Genomic DNA, 21,444 nt, shown 5'->3' on the forward strand with positions numbered 1-21,444 from the left:
CTTTTCGCGAAACGCGTTCTACATTTTATTCTTCGCCGTTTGCAGAACGGCCTGCATAGCGGGCTTGGGCTGGTAGCTGCGGTCGAAGAGCAGCGGGTAGCTGGTGCGGCCTCGGATGGGCCAGTCGTTTAGCCAGGAATCGTTGTCGGTCACGCCCCAGAGCGTGATGCGGTCGATTACGTTGCGGTGCTTGCGGAAGAGGGCGAACAGGTCAGCGTAGCGTTTGGTCAGCTTTTGCTGCACCGAGTCGGGCAGGCCGGTGGTATACACGTTGTACTTCTCGTCGGCGCCAAAGGTCTCGGCGATGTCGGCGCCCTGGCGGCGGCTGGGATTAGGCAGCACGTCGATGTCCAGCTCCGTGAAGTTGACCTTTACCCCCAGCTTCGAGAAAGCGACAATGCTCGCCTCTATATCCTCCAGGCTCGGTTTGGTCAGGCCGTAGTGGCCCTGCATACCAATAGCCGCCACTTTGATACCTTTGGCTTGTAAGCTCTTGACCAGCTTGATGGTACCTGCCCGCTTTTCGGGGCGATAGAGGCTGTAATCGTTGTAGTACAGTTCCGCTTTAGGGTCGGCTTTGTGGGCGTACTCAAATGCTTTGGCGGCGAAATCTTCGCCCAGAATTTCCAGCCACTTGGTTTTGCGCAAGTCGCCCTGCTGGTCATCGATGGCCTCGTTCACTACGTCCCAGCCGCCGATCTTGCCTTTGTAGCGGCCCACTACGGTATTGATGTGGTCTTCCAGGCGCTTGAGCAGCACTTCCCGGCTCACGGGGTTGCCGGCGGCGTCTTCAAATACCCACTTGGGCGTCTGCTGGTGCCACATGAGCGTGTGCCCCACAATGAACATCTTGTTGTCCTGCCCGAACTTTACGTAGTCGTCGGCCGGCTTGAAGTTGTAGGTGTCCGGCTGCGGGTGCACGGGTCCCCACTTGAGCAGGTTTTCGGGGCTGATGGTGTTGAACTGCTGCTTAATTAGGGCTGTAGCTTTGGGATCCTGACCACTAATCTGCCGGCCGTTGAGGGCCGCGCCCACATAGAAATCCTGCTTGAACGCATCCTTTAAAGTTGGCTCCGACTTCTGGATAAAGCCCAGCGAAACACCGGTAAGGATGGCGTATGTAAAAGTCTTTTTGATAATCATGGAAGTGGAATAGCAACGGGAAATAGATACAGGATATGCGAGCTTCAAGCAGCGGTTACTTCAGCTCCAGCACCACCACCGACTGGGGTGGCAGCTCCACGGCCAGGTTGCCGCCGCGCTTCTTAGCGCCAGAAAAGCTCCCCAGCTTCACTTTGTTGGGGTTGTCAAACGAGTTATAGTCGCTCACGCTGGCCGAGGTCAGAATCCGGCCGGACACGGTTTTCCAGGTTACGCCGGGCAGGGCGGTTTCCAGCTTCAGGGTCTTTTTGGTATCCAGGTTTACCAGGGAGATGTGAACGGCGCCACTGGCGTCTTTGGAAGCTGAAGCGTTCAGGGCGGGCACTTTGTCGTTGCCCATTACATAATCAGGGCTGGTGAATTGCAGGGGCATGTATTGGGCATCCTGGTGCACCTGATATAGATCAAAAACGTGGTAGGTGGGCGTGAGCAGCATCTTTTCCTTGTCCGTCAGCACGAGTGCTTGCAGTACGTTCACGGCCTGAGCCAAATTTGCCCCCCGCACCCGGTCGCAGTGATTGTTGAAGATGTTGAGCGTGGTGCCCGCTACCAGCGCGTCGCGCAGGGAGTTTTGCTGGAACAAAAAGCCGGGGTTGGTGCCGGGCTCCACATCGGTCCACACGCCCCACTCATCCACCAGCAAGGCTACCTTTTTGTCCTTGTCGTACTTGTCCATGATGGCAGCGTGCTTGGTCACCACGGCTTCCATTTTCAGGCAGTTCTTCATGGTGTTGAAGTACTCCTGCTCGTTGAAGCCGGTGGCCTTGCCCTTGCTGCCAGTCCAGCTGCCGGTGGGCAGCGTGTATTGGTGCAACGTGAGGCCCCACATCTGGTTGAGCGGAATATTTTTCATGCACGTCTCCGTCCAGTGAGCGTCGTCGCCATTGGCCCCACTCACGATTTTCTTCAGCGGAGGCGAGGCCGGGTAGTTGTGGGCGAAAGTGGCGTAGCGCTTATACACATCGGTGTAGTACTCGGCCGTCATATTGCCGCCGCAGCCCCAGCTTTCGTTGCCGATGCCCCACCAGGTTACACCGTAAGGTTTGGCTTGGCCGTTTTTGCGCCGCTCAAGCACGAGCGGCGTGTCGTCGTTGGAGTTCAGGTACTCCATCCAGCCCGCCATTTCCTGCACTGTACCACTGCCCACATTGGCCGCCAGATACGGCTCGGTGCCCAGCAGCTTACACAACTCCAGAAACTCGTGGGTACCGAAGCTGTTGTCTTCCAGATTATTGCCCCACCACATATTTAGCATCTTGGGACGTTGGGCCGTGGGCCCCACGCCGTCGCGCCAGTGATAGGTATCGGCGAAGCAGCCGCCAGGCCAGCGCAGATTGGGCACTTTTATCTTGCGCAGGGCCTCCACAATGTCCATGCGGATACGGCCCTGTTTGGGTACGTTCAGCTTTTCATCCACCCAAAAGCCATCGTAGATACAGCGGCCCAAATGCTCGGCAAAATGCCCGTAAATGTGCTTGCTGATTTGCAGCTTAGGGTCGCCGGGCTGCACTGTTACCTGCACCGTTTGGGCGACGGCATTAAGCGTTAAGCCAAGCCCGAGTCCGGCAAGGAGCCCGACTCTTTTTCCCCACTTTCGCAGGGAAAAACGTGGCGTATTCGTCTCAAAAAAGCCCCCCAGCGGTCGGTTTGAGTGCAGTTTGGTCATTAGGTTTATTCTTGGACTAGAGAAATGGTGCTAAAAACAGAACGTCATGCAGAGCAGCGCGAAGCATCTCGCGTGCTGAGGTATGCTAAACGAAGTCGAAGCATCTCTACTGGTAACTAATTCCAATCGGTGCTCAACGAAGCGGGAGAGATGCTTCGACAAGCTCAGCATGACATATGCTTTGGCAACCTCAGCACGCGAGATGCTTCGCGCTGCTCTGCATGACGGCCTTATTCGAGGAATGAATAAGGCCGTCATTTCTAGGAAAGAACTTCTTTGGGCTCGGTTTCGGCGGGGTTGTCTTCCAGTAACGCCTTAGCCTTCTCTACCACATTCTCTACCGTGAAGCCAAACATGGCCATCACTTCCTCACCCGGACCCGACTCGCCAAAGCGGTTCATGCTGATGACGGTGCCTTCATCGGTGGCGTACTTGTGCCAGCCAATGGGCGAGCCGGCTTCAATGGTAACGCGCTTGCGCACGGTGGGGGCAAAACTTGCCGTTGATACGCTTTGTTCTGCTGCTCAAACAGCTCCCAACTCGGCATACTCACGACCCGCGCCGCAATGCCTTGCTTCTGGAGCTCCTGCTGAGCCTGCATAGCTAATGACACTTCCGAGCCAGTAGCTATCAAAATGAGCTGAGGTTTACCACCCTCGGCTTCGCTCAGAATGTAAGCTCCTTTGGCCACGCCTTCGCGCGCCGAGCCATACTTTTCTTGATCCAGTGTAGGCAGTTTCTGGCGCGACAAAATCAAGACAACAGGCGACGCTGGCTTTGTCATAGCAACGCGCCACGATTCTACGGTTTCGTTGGCGTCGCCGGGGCGCAGCACGATAATGTTGGGGATGGTGCGCAGGGCGGCCACTTGCTCTACCGGCTGGTGCGTAGGTCCATCTTCGCCCAAACCGATACTATCGTGGGTGAAAACGAACGTAGCGGCCGATTCGGCAAGGGCAGTGAGACGAATTGCCCCCCGCATGTAATCGGAGAAAGTGAGGAAGGTGCCACCGTACACGCGCACGCCGCCGTGGCGCGACATGCCGTTCAGGGCGCCGCCCATGGCGTGCTCGCGCACCCCAAACCAGATGTTGCTCTTCTCGTAGCTGCCCGGCTGAAAGCTCAGGTCGCCGGCGGGGGCATTTCGTTGGAGCTGGCCAGGTCGGCCGAGCCACCAAACAGAAAAGGAATCGTTTTCTTCAACGCGCTTAGCGCCTTGCCCGAGGCCTGGCGAGTAGCCAAAGCACCATCGGCGGGCGTGAAAACGGGCAGCTCCGCGTCCCAGCCAGCGGGCAGATCGCTGGTAAAGGATGTTAGAAACTGCTCGCCTTCCTGCTTAAACTGCTGCTGGTAAGCCTCAAACTTTTGTTGCCACTCCTGCTGCAGCTTCGCGCCGCGCTGGCCGGGTTCGGCCAAGTGTTGACGTACTTCTTCGGGCACCACAAACGACTCGTCGGGGTTCCAGCCAAAATACTCCTTGACTTTGCGTAGGTTTTCGTCGCCCAGTGGGCTGCCGTGCACTTTGCTTGTGCCTTCCTGCGGACTACCAAAACCAATAATGGTTTTAATCGAAATCAGCGAAGGCCGGTCGGTCTCAGCCTGCGCCGCCCGAATAGCCTGCTCAATGCCGTCCAGATCGTTGCCGTCCATCACGCGCTGGGTGTGCCAGCCGTAGGCTTCGAATCGCATCAACGGATCCTCGGTGTAAGATAGGCTGGTGGGCCCGTCGAGACTGATATCGTTGTCGTCGTAGAGGTAAATGAGCTTGCCCAGCTTCAGGTGGCCGGCCAGGGAGGCGGCCTCAGCCGCAATTCCTTCCATCAGGTCGCCGTCGCTCACAATAGAGTACGTATAGTGATTTACTACTTCGTGCCCCTCCTTGTTGTACATGGCGGCCAAATGTGCTTCGGCCATGGCCATGCCCACGCCATTGGCGAAGCCCTGACCCAGTGGGCCCGTGGTTACTTCCACGCCCGCCGTGATGTTGGACTCCGGGTGACCCGGCGTTTTGGAGTGCAGCTGGCGGAAGTTTTTGAGTTCCTCAAGCGGCAAATCGTAGCCATACAGATGCAGCAGGCTATACAGCAGGGCCGAGCCATGACCAGCCGACAGCACAAACCTGTCCCGGTCGGGCCAGGCGGGATCCTGGGGGTTAAACCGCAAAAACCGCGACCACAGCACGTAGGCCATAGGCGCGGCTCCCAGCGGCAAGCCCGGATGGCCGGAATTAGCCTTCTGCACCATATCCACCGACAAAAGGCGGATGGTGCTTACACTTTGCTCTTCTACTGATATCTGCTGCTCAATCATGCTGCGCTACATTAAATAAAACGTCCCCGGCCGGCCACGAAAATTCCCACCCAAGCAGCCAGCCGGTTCGGTTTCACTCAGTTTAGATGTATTGGTTGATAATGGCTTCCAGCCACTCCTGCTTGCCGCTCTTCATCACCGGCTCGCCCGACTTATGGGCAATGGTGCGCAGGTCTTCCAGGGTCAGCTGGCCTTTCTCGAAAGCAGCACCGTCGCCGCTGTCAAAGGAGGCATAGCGCTCCGTGCGGAACTTCTTGTAAGGCGACTTTTCCAGAATATCGTTGGCCGTTACCAAAGCGCGGGCAAATGCATCCATGCCACTGATGTGCGCCACGAAAATGTCCTCCAGATCGGTTGAGTTGCGGCGCGTTTTGGCGTCGAAGTTGATGCCGCCGGGCTTAATGCCACCGTGCTCCAGAATGATGAGCATGCACTCGGTCAGCTCGTTGATGTTGTTAGGGAACTGGTCGGTGTCCCAGCCGTTCTGGTAGTCGCCGCGGTTGGCGTCCATGCTGCCGAGCATGTTATTATCGGCGGCTACTTGCAGCTCGTGCTGGAAAGTGTGGCCAGCCAGCGTGGCGTGGTTGGTTTCGAGGTTCAGCATGAAGTCGTTTTCCAAGCCGTACTCTTTCAGGAAGCCAATAACCGTGGCCGCATCGAAGTCATACTGGTGCTTGGTAGGCTCGGCGGGCTTGGGCTCGATGAAGAACTTGCCGGTGAAGCCTTGCTTGCGAGCGTAGTCGCGGGCCGTGCTCAGGAAGCGACCCATGTGGTCCAGCTCACGCTTCATGTTGGTGTTGAGCAGGGTCATGTAGCCCTCACGGCCACCCCAGAAGGTGTAGCCCTCGCCTCCCAGCGCGATGGTCGCGTCCATGGAGTTTTTCACCTGCGTCGCAGCGTGCGCCAACACGGAGAAGTCGGGGTTGGTGCTGGCGCCGTTCATGTAGCGCGGGTGCGAAAACACGTTGGCCGTGCCCCACAGCAGCTTTATGCCGCTGGCCGTCTGGTGCTCCTTGGCGTAGTCTACAATGGCTTGCAGATTGCGCTCATACTCAGCCAGCGAGTCGCCTTCGTCTACCAGGTCGATATCGTGGAAGCAGTAGTAGGGCGTGCCGAGCTTGGTGAAAAACTCGAAGGCAGCATCCATTTTTTCCTTGGCGCGGCCAATGATTTCATGGTGCGAATCCCAGGCAAAGGTCTTGGTGCCGGGCCCGAATGGGTCGCCGCCGGTGCCAGTGAAGGTGTGCCAGTACGATACAGCGAAGCGCAGGTGCTCCTTCATGGTTTTGCCCCCCACGACGCGGTTCTCGTCGTACCATTTGAAGGATAGCGGGTTGTCCGACTCGCGTCCTTCGAAGCGAATGGTGTCAATGCCTTTAAAGAATTCCGTTTTAGAAAGCGTGTTGGACGACATCTGTCTGGGTGGTTGTGGTTGAAAGAATCTGTTGAGTAAGAACCTTGTGCCAGCGGGCATAGGCCGATTGATATTGTGTTTGCAGTTCCGTCGTAGGCTCCAAGGTTAGGATACGCTCCAGGCTCCCAAAGGCTTCGGCCGGGCTGGCGTACACGCCCACGCCGATACCGGCGCCGCGGGCCGCGCCCTGAGCCGCATCCGTATTATATAGCTCCAGGGTCACGTTGCCAGTATTCACAAAAGCTTCGCGGAACAGCGGGCTCAGGAACATGTTGGCGTTGCCGGCGCGCACCTTTTGCACTTGCACGCCCATGCTGCGCATAATGTCCATGCCGTAGTTCAGCGCAAACACAATTCCCTCCTGGGCCGCGCGCAGCACGTGCGCCTGCGAGTGAATATTGAAGCTCAGACCGCGCAGTTCGGCATCAGTAGGGCGGTTTTCAAGGATGCGCTCAGCGCCGTTGCCGAAGGGCAAAAACAGCAAGCCCTCCGACCCGATTGGCGCTTGAGCGGCCAGCTGGTTCATCTGGTCGTAGGGCATTTCGCCGACGATTTTGCGCAGCCAGCTATTTAGAATGCCCGTGCCGTTCATGCACATTAACACCCCGTTGCGGGGCTGCTCGGGCGTGCTGTTCACGTGGGCAAACGCATTGACGCGCGAATGCGGGTCGGAGGCGGGCTGATCGGTGATGCCGTACACAACCCCTGAAGTACCGGCCGTGGCGGCTATTTCGCCGGGCTGCAATACATTGAGCGAGAAGGCATTATTAGGCTGGTCGCCGGCGCGGTAGCTGATGGGCGTACCCGCATGGAGGCCCAGTTCCTGAGCCGCTTCGGCCGTGAGCTGGCCCTGGGGGGCAAATGTGTCGACTACCTCGGGCAGTAAGTCGCGGCTGATGCCGTAATAATCGAGCAGATCCTGGGCGATGCTCTGCTCGCGGAAATTCCAGAAAACCCCTTCCGACAAGCCCGATACAGTGGTCTGCATCTGGCCTGTGAGTTGGTAAGCGATGTAGTCGCCGGGCAGCTGAATCTTGTAGATCTGCTCGTAGATAGCGGGCTCGTTTTCCTTTACCCACTTGAGCTTGGAAGCCGTGAAGTTGCCGGGCGAATTCAGAAAATTCTGGAGGCAGTATTCTTCGCCTAATTCCGCAAACGCTTGGTTGCCAAAGTCTACGGCGCGGCTGTCGCACCATATAATGGCGGGCCGCAACACCTTACCATCCTTGTCAAGCAGTACGAGGCCGTGCATCTGATAGGTGATGCCAATACCGGCCACCAGCGACGCATCGAAGCCATACTCGCTTTTTAGCTCCCGCGTGGCGTTTACTACCTCCTGCCACCAGCGCTCCGGCCGTTGCTCGGCCCAGCCTACCGCTTCCGCGGTAATTTCCATCTCCTTTTTCGGCGATGTGACGCTGGCCACGCACTTGCCGGTATCCACGCTAAGTAGAGCGACCTTGATGGATGAACTGCCTATATCGTACCCGAGCAGGTATTTCATGGGTGGGAAGTAAAGGGTTTTTCAGATAAGCCTGAAGGGAAACATGCCGCCCTAATGGCAGTAACCATCGAGCGCCCTACTTTACAAAGTACAATTAACAAGTAAGTCAACAACTTACTATCTGTCAGCTTCAAGAGGGAGCAATAGCTAGTGTACGTTGTATCTACTCATCGAATATACATCACAATCGATTACACGTGGCATTCTAAATCGGGGCGTACGCGCTTCGTTTTCAAATAAAAATATCGAAACCGTTTTCGGAAACGGTTTCGATAGGTATTTAGCAGGCATTTTTATTTCTTAAAATATCTTTGAATAATCAAACGCAACAACACAGGATCGGTAGCAGTCGAGCTTATTACGTGTTAGAAATAATACTATTGTCTTTACTCTATGGCAAGCCCAGGCGTTTCACTTTGCGGATTTCTGAATCGCGAGTTCAACGCTTTAGGGAACTGCTACCGAGCTAGCCTGGAAAGGTGAAGCTGGCAATCCCTCCTTATTGTATAGGTTGGCGCCGGCTGGGTTGTCGGCCCAGGCATAGCGCACGAAGGCCGGCGCCGGCACCTCGTCGTGCCACACCACGACGGTGTTACCCTCGATGCGTGCCTGCGCCCACACGAATTTTTTGTCGGGGCCGGCTATGGCAAACTGTGTGAGCGGTCCGCTGCCTTTGGCCACCAAACCGCCCCCCACACTGGCGAACTGGAGTACTGCCTTGCCGTCTTTCACCTGCATGGATTGGTATAAAGGACCAGACGCCACCAGCTTTTTCTCGCCGTAAGCCACCTGGCGGGCGGCCAGGGCGAGGCGTTTACCCACAGTTTCTTTGTCCAAGGGGTGAATGTCGTTCCACTCGCCCACGTCGATGGCGACGACCATGCCCGTATTGGGCAGCTGCAAGGTTTGGCGCTGGGCGTCGCGCACGCCGGCCCAGCCGCTTTCGCCGGGCTGAGGCCGGGTGCTCATAAAGTTGGCGAGCTGCACGTACAGAAATGGCAGCGTGGGCCGCTGCCACTGCTTGCGCCAGTCGGTAATTACGGCCGAGAAAAGCTGCTGATATTCCTGCGCCTTGCCCGTGTTGGACTCCCCCTGAAACCAGATGACGCCCTTGATAGCGTAGGGCAGCAGCGGCCCCACCATGCCGTTAAAAAGCCCCCCAGGCTGATTTTGAAAGGAAGTGCTACCCGGTGCAGGCGGCATAGCAGCTCCCAGCTTGTACTGCCAGGGACCGCGCAGATCCAGAGTTTGCCCCCCGGCGCTAAGCTGGTATTGCTTGTCGGGGGTGAAGCCGCCGCGCCCGCCGTTGCTGATGAGGCGCACTACAATTACGTTTTTGCCTGGCTTCAATACGCCGGGGCCAAAGTCGTACTTGCGGGGCGGATACTGGTAGCCGGTGGTGCCCACCAATTGACCGTTGATGTAAGTGGAGTCGGCATCGACCAGCGTGCCTAGCTCCAGACGGGCGGGCTTGCCAACCATGCTGGCCGGCACTTCCACTTCCTTGCGAAACCAGAGTACGCCATTAACCTGGCCCAGCGGTGTTTGGTCGGCCCAGAAGCCGGGCACGCCCATGGTAGCCCAGCCCGTAGCATCATAGCCGGGCGCCGACCACTTCATTTGGCCGGGCGCCTGCCCCTGATCGGCCTTATAGAGGCGCTGCTGCCAGGCGCGGCCAGCGGCCTGGTCGCGCTGCTGAATGCTGGCTACCAGCGCACTGTCCTTGTACTGCTCGCCTTGCTGCTGGTAGGCGGGAAACTGCTTGAGTGCCTCGGCGCTCAGCCAGGCTTCGGCTGGGGAGCCGCCTATGGCATTTTTGATTAACCCAATGGGCACCTGATACTTAGCGTAAAGGTCTTTGGCAAAAAAGTACGCCACGCCCGAAAACTGCCCGATGCTCTGCGGACTCACGCTGACCCAATTGCCGCTCGCGATGTCATCTTTGGGACCCTTGAAAGAGTAGCTCGTGGGCATCGTGAACTGCCGGATGCGGGGGTTGTTGGCTGTGGCTATTTCCTCCGGAAACCGGTCGCGCAGGCGGCTCATGGGCGTTTCCATGTTCGACTGGCCCGAGCACACCCACACGTCGCCCACCAGAATGTCTTTGAGCTCTAGCTGGTTGCTGGCCGCAATGTTCATGGTATAGGGCCCACCCGCTGGCTGTGCCGGCAGACTCACCGTCCATTTGCCATCGGGGCCGGTGGTAGCGGAGTAGGTTTTTTTCTTGAAGCGCAGGGTTACTTTCTCGCCTTTTGCCCCCCAGCCCCACACCGTCAGCTTGGCGTCGCGCTGAAGCACCATACCGTCGCTGACCAGCCGCGGCAGGCGTACTTCCGCTCTGAGCTCAGCTGGCGTTATCAGCCCGCTGCCCAGCAAGGCCAGCAGCACGCCTCGCCGGCCTAGCGCAGTGCGCCAGCGCAGCGCGGAATTAAATATGCGGTAATTTATCATAAGAGGAGGTATTAAATAAGCTAAACGTAAAGAAGGAGTTACTGCTCGGCCTTCTGTCTTGGCTGATAAGCTATTCCCTTATCTTCTTGGCCGCATGTCATTGGCTATGATAGCATCCAGGTTATTCATGGGCGGCTCTACGTCCGCGGGTATGGGCATACGGCTGAACTGCTGGAAGTAGAGCAAACAAGCGTCTTTCCACTGCACGGCGTTGCCGCTCTGGCTCCGCAGCTTGTGCTGCACCACCGCAAACCGCTCCGCGTCGACGTAGGGCTGGGCTTTGTCCCACACTTTCTGGAATTGCCGCACCTGCTGCACGCCCTTATCGTAGTGGGCGCACAGCTCATTCCACAAGGTGTTGCCGCTTTTCATCTTGAAATCCCAGGGCAGGTGGTGAAACCACAGCAGGTACTCGTCGGGGCAGGTGGTCGGGTCGTTGAATTGGGTTGCCAGGGGCTCGTGGTACTGGCTCACGGCATCGCTGCCGGTTTTGGTGCGGTTGAAGCCTACGCCGGCCGAATCGGCCTGATGATAATAGCGCGGAGTCCAGTCGGCGCGCATCTTGGGTGGGGCCCACCACGGCCCAGGGCCGTAGTGCTCGCGAGTGGCCGACATGATGTGGTGCAAACCCAGCGGCATCGAGTAGTTCACGATGGCTTCCCGGCTATCCAGCATCAATTGCTTGACGGGAGTTAAAAACTGGGTATTCCAGTCAGCGGCGGCAGTCGGCCCACCGAAGGTCAGCTTCAGCCACTCGTCGGCAATCTGGGCGCTTTTCAGTTGATTGTTCCAGGCCAGGCGGCCGAAGGCGTACCAGTTGGCCTGGGCAAAGTCGTGGCCGGTCCAGTTGGTATCGAGGCCCACGTTGGCTACGCCAGCCATAGCCGTATGCTTCTGCGGGTACACACTGCCATCGGTGCAGCGGGCCACTGTGCTGCCGGGACCGGCTTGGTGGGTGTCGCTGCCCAGGCACTCTTCCCACATGGGGGCGAGAAACGCCAGATCAATAGAATGTCCCAGATATTCCTGAGTGATTTGAAACTCAGGCATGACGGAGGTCTTTTTCAGGGCTCCAAAGAGCGGACTGAACGGCTCGCGCGGCTGAAAGTCAATCGGACCGTTCTTTACCTGCACGATGACGTTGTCGCGGAATTTGCCGTCCAGGGGCACAAATTCGTTGTACGCCTGCTTGGCGCGGTCCTTATCGTTGGGGCTGTACACGAAGGCGCGCCACATCACCAGGCCGCCGTGAGGCCGCACGGCGTCGGCCAGCATGTTGGCGCCGTCGGCGTGGGTACGGCCGTAGTCTTGGGGGCCGGGCTGGCCTTCGCTGCTGGCCTTCACCAGAAAGCCACCGAAATCGGGCACCAGCCGGTAAATCTCCTTGGTCTTACCTTGCCACCACTTAACCACCGCCGGGTCCAGCGGGTCGGCGGTTTTGAGCCCCCGAGCAGCACTGGCGAGGAAAACTTCACCGCGAGATAGGTCTTGACGCCATACGGTCGCAGCACGTCGGCAATAGCCTTCACGCGGGTTAGGTACTCGGCCGAGAGGATCTGCGGGGCGGCATTCACGTTGTTGATAACGGCCCCATTGATGCCCACGGAGGCATTGGCGCGGGCGTATTCCTGCCAGCGGGTTTTGTCCTGGCTAGTCGTTACCAGGGCGCTATCCTTGCGCCAAAAGATAGACTGGCCGGCGTAGCCCCGCTCCACCGACCCGTCGGGGTTGTCCCAATGGTTGAGGAGCCGGTGCTCATAGGATGGATTGAGCAGGTCGTTTTGCACGGGCTGGCCGGTTTGCTGGCGCCGCAGCAGCTCATACACCCCGTACAGGAGGCCTGCCTCGGTGGCAGCCTGCACGCTGGTAGGTCCCAGGCGAAATCCGTCGTACTTGATGGTTTTGTCCTTTGTGAGGGTTAGCGCAACGGATGCGCCGGGTTTTCCCTGCCAGCCTTGCTGTAGCTCCTGCCGCGCCGTAGCGAGCAGGAGTGAATTCTTGCCGGTAGCCACCACCTTAACCGGTGCGGCCCGCTGCGGGCGGAGCCAAAGCTGGTGCCCGTCTTCGGCCCTCAATGATGAGGCTGCACTCAGGAACAGCAGAAAGAGAAAGAAGCGTTTCATAAAGCAGAGTGGGAAGGTTTCTGTTGAAGGGGAAGGGGCCGCTCTGAGTTTTTACTTCACCGGCGCCACGCCTGTGGTCGTCTGCACGATAGGCTTGATAGTACCGTCCTTATTGTAGTGCAGGTAATCCACGCAGATGGAGCGCCGGTAGCTGCCGCCGGTGGGCAGGGCGCCGTTGTGGTAGAAGAAGTAGCTCTTGCCCTTGTAATCGATAATGCCGGGGTGCGTGGTAAAGCTGTTGGGCACATTTTCCTGAATTATACCCCGATACGTCCAGGGGCCGGTGGCGCTGGGAGCTGTGCAGTACTCAATCATTTCGGGCTTGGTGCCCTGGCTGGCGTACACGAGGTAGTAGAGCTTCTTGCGCTTGTACACCCAGGGACCTTCAATGTAGTTCTTGATATTCAGCACCGTGATGGGGCCATCCAGCTCCGTCATGTTGTCTTTGAGCTTCACCCAGCGGCAGCTTAAGTTGCCCCAATACATATACACCTGCTTGTCGTCGTCGATGAAAACCGTCGGGTCGATGTCGTCCCAAGCGTGCGGCTTGTCCTTGGTCATCTCATTGATGATAAGCGCCTTGCCGATGGCATCCTTGAACGGCCCCGTCGGCCGATCCGACACGGCCACGCCGATGGCCGCGCCGCCCTGGCTGTTGTCGTCTTTCTTGTGGAAGGTGGATACAAACCAGTAAAACTTACCCTTATGGTACACGCACTGCGCCGCATACGCGTCGCCGGTAGCCCAGGCGAAGGTGCGGGCGAAAGGCGCTTGCCGTAATCTTTCCAGTTTACCATGTCGGTGGTGGAATAGATGCGCCAGTCGGGCATTTTGTAGTTGGTTTCCTGCACCGAGGCAGTATCGTGGCTGGTGTACAGAAACAGCGTGTCGCGGTAGACGAGCGGGGCCGGGTCGGCGGTGAAGACGTCCCGAATGATGGGGTTTTGCGCTTGTAGGCTGGTAGCAGTCGTCAGGAGCAGCAAGGCTACGACTGATAAGAGGAAGCTCTTTTTCATAGAATCAGGATGGATGACAGAATAAGGGAGCAGTAGTGACTGAAAGCTTACTGGGACCGCAGCTCATAGGCCTTTCCAGCTTCCGTCGGAAAATCATACACAAACGACGCGGGCAGCGTGGGTTGCCGCTGGGGGCTTTTCCGGATATCTGGGGGCTTTTATGGAAGGCGTCTGGTAGAACGGGTTGGCGTTGTCACCTTGGGCAGTTTGGAGCTTCGTTTTGCCAAAGCCTTTCACGGGACTGTGCACCCGCACCCGACAATTGCCCCCCAGACGCGAGGTGATGCGTGCGCGGGTTATTTTACCCTTGTCCCAAGCAAGGTCTACCACGTAGCCGCCGCGGGCCACGAGGCCGGTTACTTCGCCCGTCGGCCAGGCGTCGGGCAGGGCCGGCAGCAAATCCAGGACGCCGTCGTAGCTCTGTACCAGTAGCTCGGCCAAGCCGGCGGTGCAGCCAAAGTTGCCGTCAATCTGGAACGGCGGGTGCGCGTCGAGCAGGTTGGGGTAAGTGCCGCCGCCCTCGCCCGAGTTGCCGCCCGCCCCGGAGCGCAGGCGCAGCTGCTCGGTGAGCAGCTTATAGGCGTGGTTGCCATCGAGCATGCGGGCCCAAAAGTTCACCTTCCACCCCATCGACCAGCCCGTGGACGCGTCGCCGCGCTGGGTGAGCGTCACGCGGGCGGCTTCAAACAACTCGGGGGTGCGGTAGGGCGAAATCTGGCCGCTCGGGAACAGTCCGTAGAGGTGGGAAATGTGACGGTGCTGGTCCTGGGGGTTGTCCACGTCTTGCAGCCACTCCTGCACCTGTCCGTGCTGCCCAATCTGCATGGGCGGCAGTTGCTCGCGCAGGGTGAGCAGGGTGTCGGCAAAGGCGCGGTCGGTGTTCAGCAGCTCGGCGGCCCGGATAGTTTTCGAGAACAGGTCGAACACTAGCTGGTTGTCCATGGTGGTGCCCGCCACAATGGCAATGGCTTTACCCTGAAGCGAATAGGTATTCTCGGGCGACACCGACGGGGCTATTACCCGCCACTGATGGGTGGGCTCCTCCTGCAAGGCATCGAGGCAGTAGGTGGCCGCGCCCTTGAGCACGGGGTAGTACTCGCGCAGAAACTGCTCGTCACCGGTGAACTGGTAATGGTCCCAGAGGTGCTGACTGAGCCAGGCCCCGCCCATGGGCCAGAGGCCGTACTGCGGCGGGTCGACTTGCCCCGTGATGCGCCAGATGTCGGTGTTGTGGTGCAGCATCCAACCCCGGGCCCCGTACATCTGGCGGGCGCTCTGCTGGCCGGTCACGCTCAGGTCTTTGAGCATAGCAAACAAAGGCTGGTGCAGCTCGGTGAGGTTGGTAGCCTCGGCCGGCCAGTAGTTCATTTCAGTATTGATGTTCACCGTGTACTTGCTGTCCCAGGGGCCCTTGAGCTGGTCGTTCCAGATACCTTGCAGATTGGCCGGCTGCCCGCCCGGCTGCGAGGAGCTAATGAGTAAATAGCGGCCGTATTGGAAATACAGCGCCGCTAGGGCAGGGTCATTACCCTGAGCGAAGTTTTCGAGGCGCTTATTGGTGGGCAGCTGGGCTGCGGGCGTTACGCCTAGATTCAGCGTCACGCGGTTGAAGTAGCGCTGGTAGGTCGCTACATGGTCGGCCAGGGCCTGCCGGTAGGGCTTGCTCACGGCCTTTGTCAGGTGGGCCGTGGCCCGCTCGGCGGCGTTGCCGCTCACGTCGTGGTAGTTGTTGAAGTTGGTGCCGATGGAAATATAGAGCGTGGCGCTGTTAGCATTTTGAATGCGGATGCCTGCGTCGGTGGTTTGCACGGTGCCGCCTTCGGCCACAACCTGCGCGCGCGTCTGAAAGCGAATTTTCCCCTCTTGCCCTTCGTGCTCGCTGCCGCGGCCATCGAGCACCAGCTGGTTGTTTTCAGTGCACTGGGTGTGCGGCATCAGGCTTTCCGCGCCAAGCTGGCAGCTGATCTGGCCGGGCTTGCTGGCCGTGAGGCGCACGATGATAACCTGATCGGGCAAGGAGCTGAATATCTCCCGCCGGTACGAAACGCCCCCAGCTGGTAACTAACGGAGGCTACGGCGCGGCTGATATCCAGGTCGCGCTGGTAGTGGGCGGCTTTTTCGTGACCGGAAAAATCCAGGTACACGTTGGCGGCCATCTGGTAAGGCATGCCGCTGTTGCCGTACGGCTGCATCTGGGTTTGCGCCAGCGCTTGGGCCTCCACTAGCTGCCCGGCTCGGAGCTGCTCGCGTAGCTGCCGAATCACGGACAGGGCGTTAGGCTTCACGTTGTTGTTGGGTCCGCCGGCCCAGATGGTTTCCTCGTTCAGCTGAATTCGTTCGCGTTCTGGCGCGCCAAACACCATCACCCCCAGGCGACCGTTGCCGAGGGCAGGGCCTCGTTCCAGTTGGCAGCGGGCCGGTCGTACCACAGCCGCAGCGGGGTTGGCATGGGCTTGGCGGCTATGGCCGGCTGCACGGCAGCCCAGCAAAGCAAAAGTAAAAAGCCCCCCACAGGCCAGCGAAGTTTCCTCATACGTGGGTAGGATGGATGCCGAGTTGAGCGTTAGAGTTTGTTTAAGACTTCTTAGAACGTCATGCTGAGCTTGCCGAAGCATCTCTACCGAGTAGTAATCAATACTATCTCAACGAAGCGGTAGAGATGCTTCGGCAAGCTCAGCATGACGTTCTGTTTGTTTTATTGTTCACGCTTTTAGTCACAGCTGGCTTCCCTTAAAACAGCTTCTGAGCAAACAGATACAAGTCGTGCCGCCAGACGGGCCAGGTGTGGCCGCCGGGATATTCACTGTACACGTACTTGATGCCCAGCTCATCCATTTTGGCCCGCATGGCTTTGTTGTTGGCGTAAGCAATGTCGGCCGGCCCGCCCATCGAGAGCCACAGCTGCTTAAGGTTGGTATTGATGGTGCCGGCATTCGCTTTCATAAAAGCATACTGCGGGTCAGACAAGGCCGTATTATTGGCAAAAAAGCCCGAGCTGAACACCCCCAAGTGAGCAAACATATCCGTGTTCCTGATGCCGGCGTAGAGCGTTTGCAAGCCACCCATGGATAAACCTGCCAGCGCCCGGTTCTGGGCCCCGGCCGTTACCCGATAATTGCTTTCCACCACCGGCATTACGGTTTGCTTTAGCTCGTCTTCAAAGCGCTTCAGCGTATTCTCGTTGAAGCTGGCCAAGCCGCCAGGGCCGCCCATATTGCCGTCCAGCATCACCACGAGCATGGGCTTGGCCTTTTTCTCGGCAATCAGGTTGTCCAGAATCAAATCCGCTTTGCCTTGCTTGGCCCAACCGGTTTCGTCTTCACCGCCCCCGTGCAGCAGGTAAAGCACCGGGTACTTGGTGGCAGTATTGGCCTCGTAGCCCGGCGGCGTATACACGTAAAACTGCCGCCACGAATTGGTGACCTTGGAATAAAACCGCTTCATCCGCACCTCGCCGTGGGGCACGTCTTTTAGCGCGTAGAAACTGGTGCCGCGGCCGGGAATCTCGATGCCGCTGGCCATGCGGCCCATGCCGTAGAAGGTGTCGCTGGTGGGGTCGGCCACGGGCAGGCCATCGAGCACCAGGGAATAGTAGTGCAGGCCCCGGCTCAGCGTATCGGTCGTGACGGTCCAGGTGCCGCTGCTGTCTTTCACCATGTCGTATTTGCGGCCCAAGTCCAGCTGTGCTTGCTGCACACCGGGGGCTTTGAGGCGAAATACGGCGCGATTATCGGGCAAAATCTGCGGATACTTGGCGTTGCGCACGTTGGTAGCAGCGGGCGCGCCCAGCACGGTGTAAGTAGGCAGTACCGCCGTATCGACGGGCTTGAACAGAAACTGCGCGAACATGTACAGACCGTTTTTCCAGACCTTAAAGTCGTGCCCGCCTGCTTCTAGGTAGTACACGTGGGGCACGCTGTGCTCGTACAGGTAGTCGTGGGTGCGCTGGCTGATGGGCAGCAGGCCGTCCTGGTCGCCGCACGAAATCCAGAGCAGCTTGAGTTGCTTTTTGGCTTTCGCCGGGTCGGGTACCAGCTCCTCAGGCATTTTAGTATTCGGGGCCGAAGAAAAGCCCCCACCCAGGCAAACTTATCCAAGTTGCCCAGCCCGAAGTTCAGCGACTGTCCCCCGCCCATCGACAGCCCGGCCACGGCCCGGTTCTCGCGATTGGTGAGCACCGGGTACTTCTTTTCAATATAAGGGATGATGTCGGTCAGCAGGTCTTGCTCGAAGTTGGCAAACGCGGCTACTTTCTCGGGGCTGAAGACATTGCCCACGGGCCGGTCGTCTTTCATGGCCCGGCCGTTGGGCATCACCACCAGCATGGGCTTGAGCTTGCCCGCCGCGTACAGATTATCCAGAATCACCTGCGGGCGCCCGCCCTTGAGCCATTCTTTTTCATCGCCGCCGATGCCGTGCAACAGGTAGAGCACCGGGTATTTTTTCCTTTTAGAAAACCCCGGCGGCGTATACACCAGAGCCTTGCGCACCGTGCCCACGGTTTTGGAGGTGTAGGTGATGCTGTCCAGGCGGCCATTGGCAACGCCCGCAGTAGGCTGGTCGAAGCCCTTGGGCGCTTCCTTCACCGTCGGTTGGGCAAAAGCGCCGCCTGCGCTTAGCAGGACAACACCCAGGATGACAGAAAACAGGTTTCTCATAGCTCGGGGGGCAAATCTGTCAGGTGGAAGGTGTGGGGGGCTTTTTTTGCTGCTTACTCGAATCTCACCCAGTCAATCTCTACAGGCGTATTCGTTTTGGACGAAACCACCAGCGTATGCGTACCGGGCTTGAAAGCTGACAAGGGCGCTTTCACTTCCTGCCACTGCCCGCCCTTCGGCACCACTACTTGGGCCAGCACTGGCCCGGCAGCTCCAGCTGTTCTGATTTGCACCGTTGCACCGGCGCCCGCTGTCGCACGCATCGTTACCGTTTTGAGCGCCTGTTTGCCAAACGCTACCTCGTTGTATTGTACCCACGCCTGGCTGTTGGTAAGCACGGTTTTCCAGCCTTTGAACGTATTGGCTGTGTCCAGAAAAGCAATCGAAGCGCCGCTATTGCTGAGTCGGCTGTAGCGGTCCAGCTGGATTTTCTGCTTGGCATCGGTCAGGCCCACGCCGCGCAGGGTCGGCTGCACTTTCCGAATGGAACCATCGGGCGCGAAGGATAAGCTGTCGATTCTGACCGAGCGGTTTTTGTCGAAGTTGGGTGACAAATCGTTGTGGTGATAGAACAGATACCACTGGTTCTTGAACTCCAGCAGCGAATGATGATTGGTCCAGCAGCCGGTGGGCGACTCGTCCATAATCACGCCCTGCACCTTGAACGGCCCCAGCGGGCTGGTGCTGGTGGCATATTCGAGGCGCTCGGTCTTGTTCTCCACGTGCGGATACGTGAGGTAATACGTGCCCTTGCGCTCAAATACGTACGGCCCTTCCTTGAGGCCCTTGGTCGGCAGCTCGCCTAGGGTTTTGGGTTCGGAAGCCAGTTCCAGCATGTTTTCCTTGAGCTTGGCCCCGTATATCTCTCCCTGCGACCAGTACAGATATGCCTGTCCGTCCTTGTCAATAAGCACATTAGGGTCGATGCCGCGCACGCCCTTGATGGGTAGCGGCTGCGGCACAAACGGACCCGTTGGCTTGTCGGCCACGGCGACACCGATAGTGAAGCCTTTGATGACCGTAGTGTCTTTGGGCGTGGTTGGGAAGTAGAAATAGTACTTGCCGTTGCGGTAGATGCAGTCCGGCGCCCACATGCTGTAGCTGTCGGGCTTCACCCAGGGCACCTTGTTTTGGGTGACGATGACGCCGTGGTCGGTCCAGTCGGTGAGATTGGCGGACGAAAACACGTGGTAATCCTCCATGCAAAACCAGCCGATGCGCCCGCGGCCTGGCCCGCAGGGAATATCGTGCGACGGATACACGTACACCCGGCCATTAAATACGCGCGCCGTGGGGTCAGCCGTAAATTGATTGGTGATAAATGGGTTTTGGGCGCCGGCAGTTATGCTAAAAAAGACAAATGCAGTCAGCAGATACCACAGTTTATGTTTTATCATTTGAGACTTTTTATTGAAATGCGTGCGTATTGTCATGCAGAGGCGGAGCCGAAGCATCTCGCGTGTTTAGTTGTATAGCTTGGCAACGTCAGCACACGAGATGCTTCGCTGCCGCTCTGCATGACGTTCTTTTATTCTTTACTGATCTGCTCTGTAATTCGGAAATAATCAAAGTCAGCATAACCACCCGTATTTTTTGTGGCATAATTAAATAACCCGAACCGGTATCCCATAAAATGCGGCAGCGTGTAAGCCATTTTAAGCGGCGCGCCAATTTTTTTCCACGATTTGCCGTCTAGGCTGTAGAAAAAAGTAGCCACGTCTTTACGGTCCGTAAAATCACACTCGGTTTTAAAATAAACCTTGTTCTGCGTCAGCGGAATGCGCTGCATTTCCACCGGCTTTTCCGACTCCGCGCTTATCATCACGATGGCTTTTGCGTCTTTTGTGCGCTCTACTCCTACCAGCCCGTAGCGCTTCTGCAATAAAGCCAGGCCAGCAAAATCACCGTCCTTCAGCTGCGAAATATCCAGGGCCGTAGTTCCGGAACATACCGGCCCGATGGTACGCTGGGTGAGCGTATTGCGGGCCAGCAGGAAGGAGGAATCCACGCGGCCGGTTTTCAGGCGCAGGTAGCCTTGGCGGTCGGTGAGCGACCAGAGCGCGTTGTCGGGGTTGTGGTTCCACTGCCACACCAGCGGCAAAGCCGGCGCGCCTGGCCGGCGGTCAAATTCGTCTGAGGCGACAATGCCGGGAATGAGTCCTTTGCTAGGGGGCAAAGCCAGCGTCTGGGGGCTTTTCCGGCCGTACCCAACACGGGCCAGCCGTCGGCCCATGTTACAGGCACCAAATAGGGAATGCGGCCCACGGCCCCAAAATCGCGGAATAAGTACGAGTACCACTGGCCATCGGGCGTATCGATAAGGCCGCCCTGGGCTACGCCCAAATCCTGGAGTGCCACCCGGCCCTCGTAGGGTCCGGTTATCTTATCGGCCCGATGAATTACCACCGTGCGCATGCCATCCTTTGGCCATACAATGTTGAAGAGGTAATATTTACCTTTCACTTTGAACAGCTGAGAGCCTTCCGCCGGCAGGTTGATGTTGGGGCCGGCCGGCGCACTCGCGTTTTCGATCAGGACTTGCTCTGTCGTGCCGGGCTTCACGCCGGAAGCGTCGGCCGTCAGCTCTACCAGACGCAACTTGCCAGCGCCATACACCAGGTACACGCGGCCGTCGTCATCAAAAAATAAGGAATGGTCGTGGTAGCTGGGCCGGAACGACACAGCTTTCCAGGGGCCTTTTTCGATGTCACGAGTGGAGTAAATGTGCGTTTTGCCGGAGGTTTGGGCGAAGGTGCTAACGTAGTACGTGCCATTGTGAAAGCGCAGACTGCTGGCCCAGGAGCCCCGGCCGTAAGTGCTTTTACCGTTGGTCAGGTTCATGGCGTCATTCGACACCAGCGTGTCGTAGGCATAGCCTATTAGCTTCCAATTAATTAAATCCGTGGATTTCATAATCGGCACGCCCGGACTCATGTGCATGGTGGTGCTGCTCATGTAATAATTGCCCCCCACGCGAATTATTGCTATATCCGGCACATCGGCGTGAATCACCGGATTTTGCGCCTGCTTTGTTTGCGCAAACAGCGGCGAAATAAAAATCGACGCGAAAATTATTCCGCAGAATAAACCGATTTTATTAAAAAAGCCCCCAACAGAAAAATAATACATAAGCCTGAGTAT

11 protein-coding genes and 5 pseudogenes are annotated in these 21,444 nt (G+C 57.9%); all 16 read right to left on the bottom strand.

The genetic code is table 11. The features are described from left to right. Positions 1–18: 18 nt before the first annotated feature. On the bottom strand, positions 19–1,143 hold the full coding sequence (locus H9L05_RS05970; RefSeq protein WP_187733413.1) for an endo-1,4-beta-xylanase: 1,125 nt from the start codon (positions 1,141–1,143) through the stop codon (positions 19–21). A 55-nt stretch (positions 1,144–1,198) separates the two neighbouring features. Beyond that, positions 1,199–2,827, bottom strand: a complete 1,629-nt coding sequence (locus H9L05_RS05975; protein WP_187733414.1) for an alpha-N-arabinofuranosidase — start codon at positions 2,825–2,827, stop codon at positions 1,199–1,201. Between the two features lie 260 nt (positions 2,828–3,087). Continuing rightward, entirely contained in the window at positions 3,088–3,228 is a 141-nt protein-coding gene (locus tag H9L05_RS23215) for a hypothetical protein (protein ID WP_223284756.1), read from the bottom strand. Then, positions 3,229–3,890, bottom strand: a pseudogene (locus H9L05_RS23220) (transketolase-like TK C-terminal-containing protein); the annotation flags it as partial. Positions 3,891–3,949: 59 nt separating this feature from the next. After that, entirely contained in the window at positions 3,950–5,137 is a 1,188-nt protein-coding gene (locus tag H9L05_RS23225; protein WP_223284757.1) for a transketolase family protein, read from the bottom strand. A gap of 82 nt (positions 5,138–5,219) precedes the next feature. After that, positions 5,220–6,551, bottom strand: a complete 1,332-nt coding sequence (xylA, locus tag H9L05_RS05985; RefSeq protein ID WP_187733415.1) for a xylose isomerase — start codon at positions 6,549–6,551, stop codon at positions 5,220–5,222. After that, the gene (locus H9L05_RS05990; RefSeq protein WP_187733416.1) at positions 6,529–8,055 is read right to left on the bottom strand and encodes a xylulokinase; all 1,527 of its coding nucleotides are present in this window, start codon (positions 8,053–8,055) and stop codon (positions 6,529–6,531) included. Before H9L05_RS05990 ends, xylA begins: the two co-directional genes overlap by 23 nt. A gap of 447 nt (positions 8,056–8,502) precedes the next feature. Continuing rightward, positions 8,503–10,506, bottom strand: a complete 2,004-nt coding sequence (locus H9L05_RS05995; protein ID WP_187733417.1) for a sialate O-acetylesterase — start codon at positions 10,504–10,506, stop codon at positions 8,503–8,505. Positions 10,507–10,584: 78 nt separating this feature from the next. Continuing rightward, a complete protein-coding gene (locus H9L05_RS26760) occupies positions 10,585–11,388 on the bottom strand; it encodes a hypothetical protein (protein WP_394368485.1) in 804 nt (267 codons plus the stop codon). Between the two features lie 21 nt (positions 11,389–11,409). Next, a pseudogene (locus tag H9L05_RS26765) lies at positions 11,410–12,629 on the bottom strand (alpha-glucuronidase); the annotation flags it as partial. A 51-nt stretch (positions 12,630–12,680) separates the two neighbouring features. Then, a complete protein-coding gene (locus H9L05_RS06005; RefSeq protein WP_262892640.1) occupies positions 12,681–13,343 on the bottom strand; it encodes a family 43 glycosylhydrolase in 663 nt (220 codons plus the stop codon). Between the two features lie 395 nt (positions 13,344–13,738). Next, positions 13,739–15,454 carry a glycosyl hydrolase family 95 catalytic domain-containing protein gene (locus tag H9L05_RS06010; protein WP_394368486.1) on the bottom strand — a complete coding sequence of 572 codons (1,716 nt, stop codon included), beginning with the start codon at positions 15,452–15,454 and terminating at the stop codon, positions 13,739–13,741. Then, positions 15,431–16,260, bottom strand: a pseudogene (locus H9L05_RS24870) (glycoside hydrolase family 95 protein); the annotation flags it as partial. The pseudogene H9L05_RS24870 and the gene H9L05_RS06010, both read right to left, overlap by 24 nt. A gap of 115 nt (positions 16,261–16,375) precedes the next feature. Next, positions 16,376–18,303 (bottom strand): annotated as a pseudogene (locus H9L05_RS06015) (alpha/beta hydrolase-fold protein). A 53-nt stretch (positions 18,304–18,356) separates the two neighbouring features. Then, a complete protein-coding gene (locus H9L05_RS06020; RefSeq protein WP_187733418.1) occupies positions 18,357–19,700 on the bottom strand; it encodes a family 43 glycosylhydrolase in 1,344 nt (447 codons plus the stop codon). A gap of 131 nt (positions 19,701–19,831) precedes the next feature. Next, a pseudogene (locus tag H9L05_RS06025) lies at positions 19,832–21,432 on the bottom strand (glycoside hydrolase family 43 protein). Positions 21,433–21,444 lie beyond the last annotated feature (12 nt).

Source organism: Hymenobacter qilianensis, from assembly GCF_014489555.1.
GTDB classification, from domain to species: Bacteria; Bacteroidota; Bacteroidia; order Cytophagales; family Hymenobacteraceae; genus Hymenobacter; species Hymenobacter qilianensis.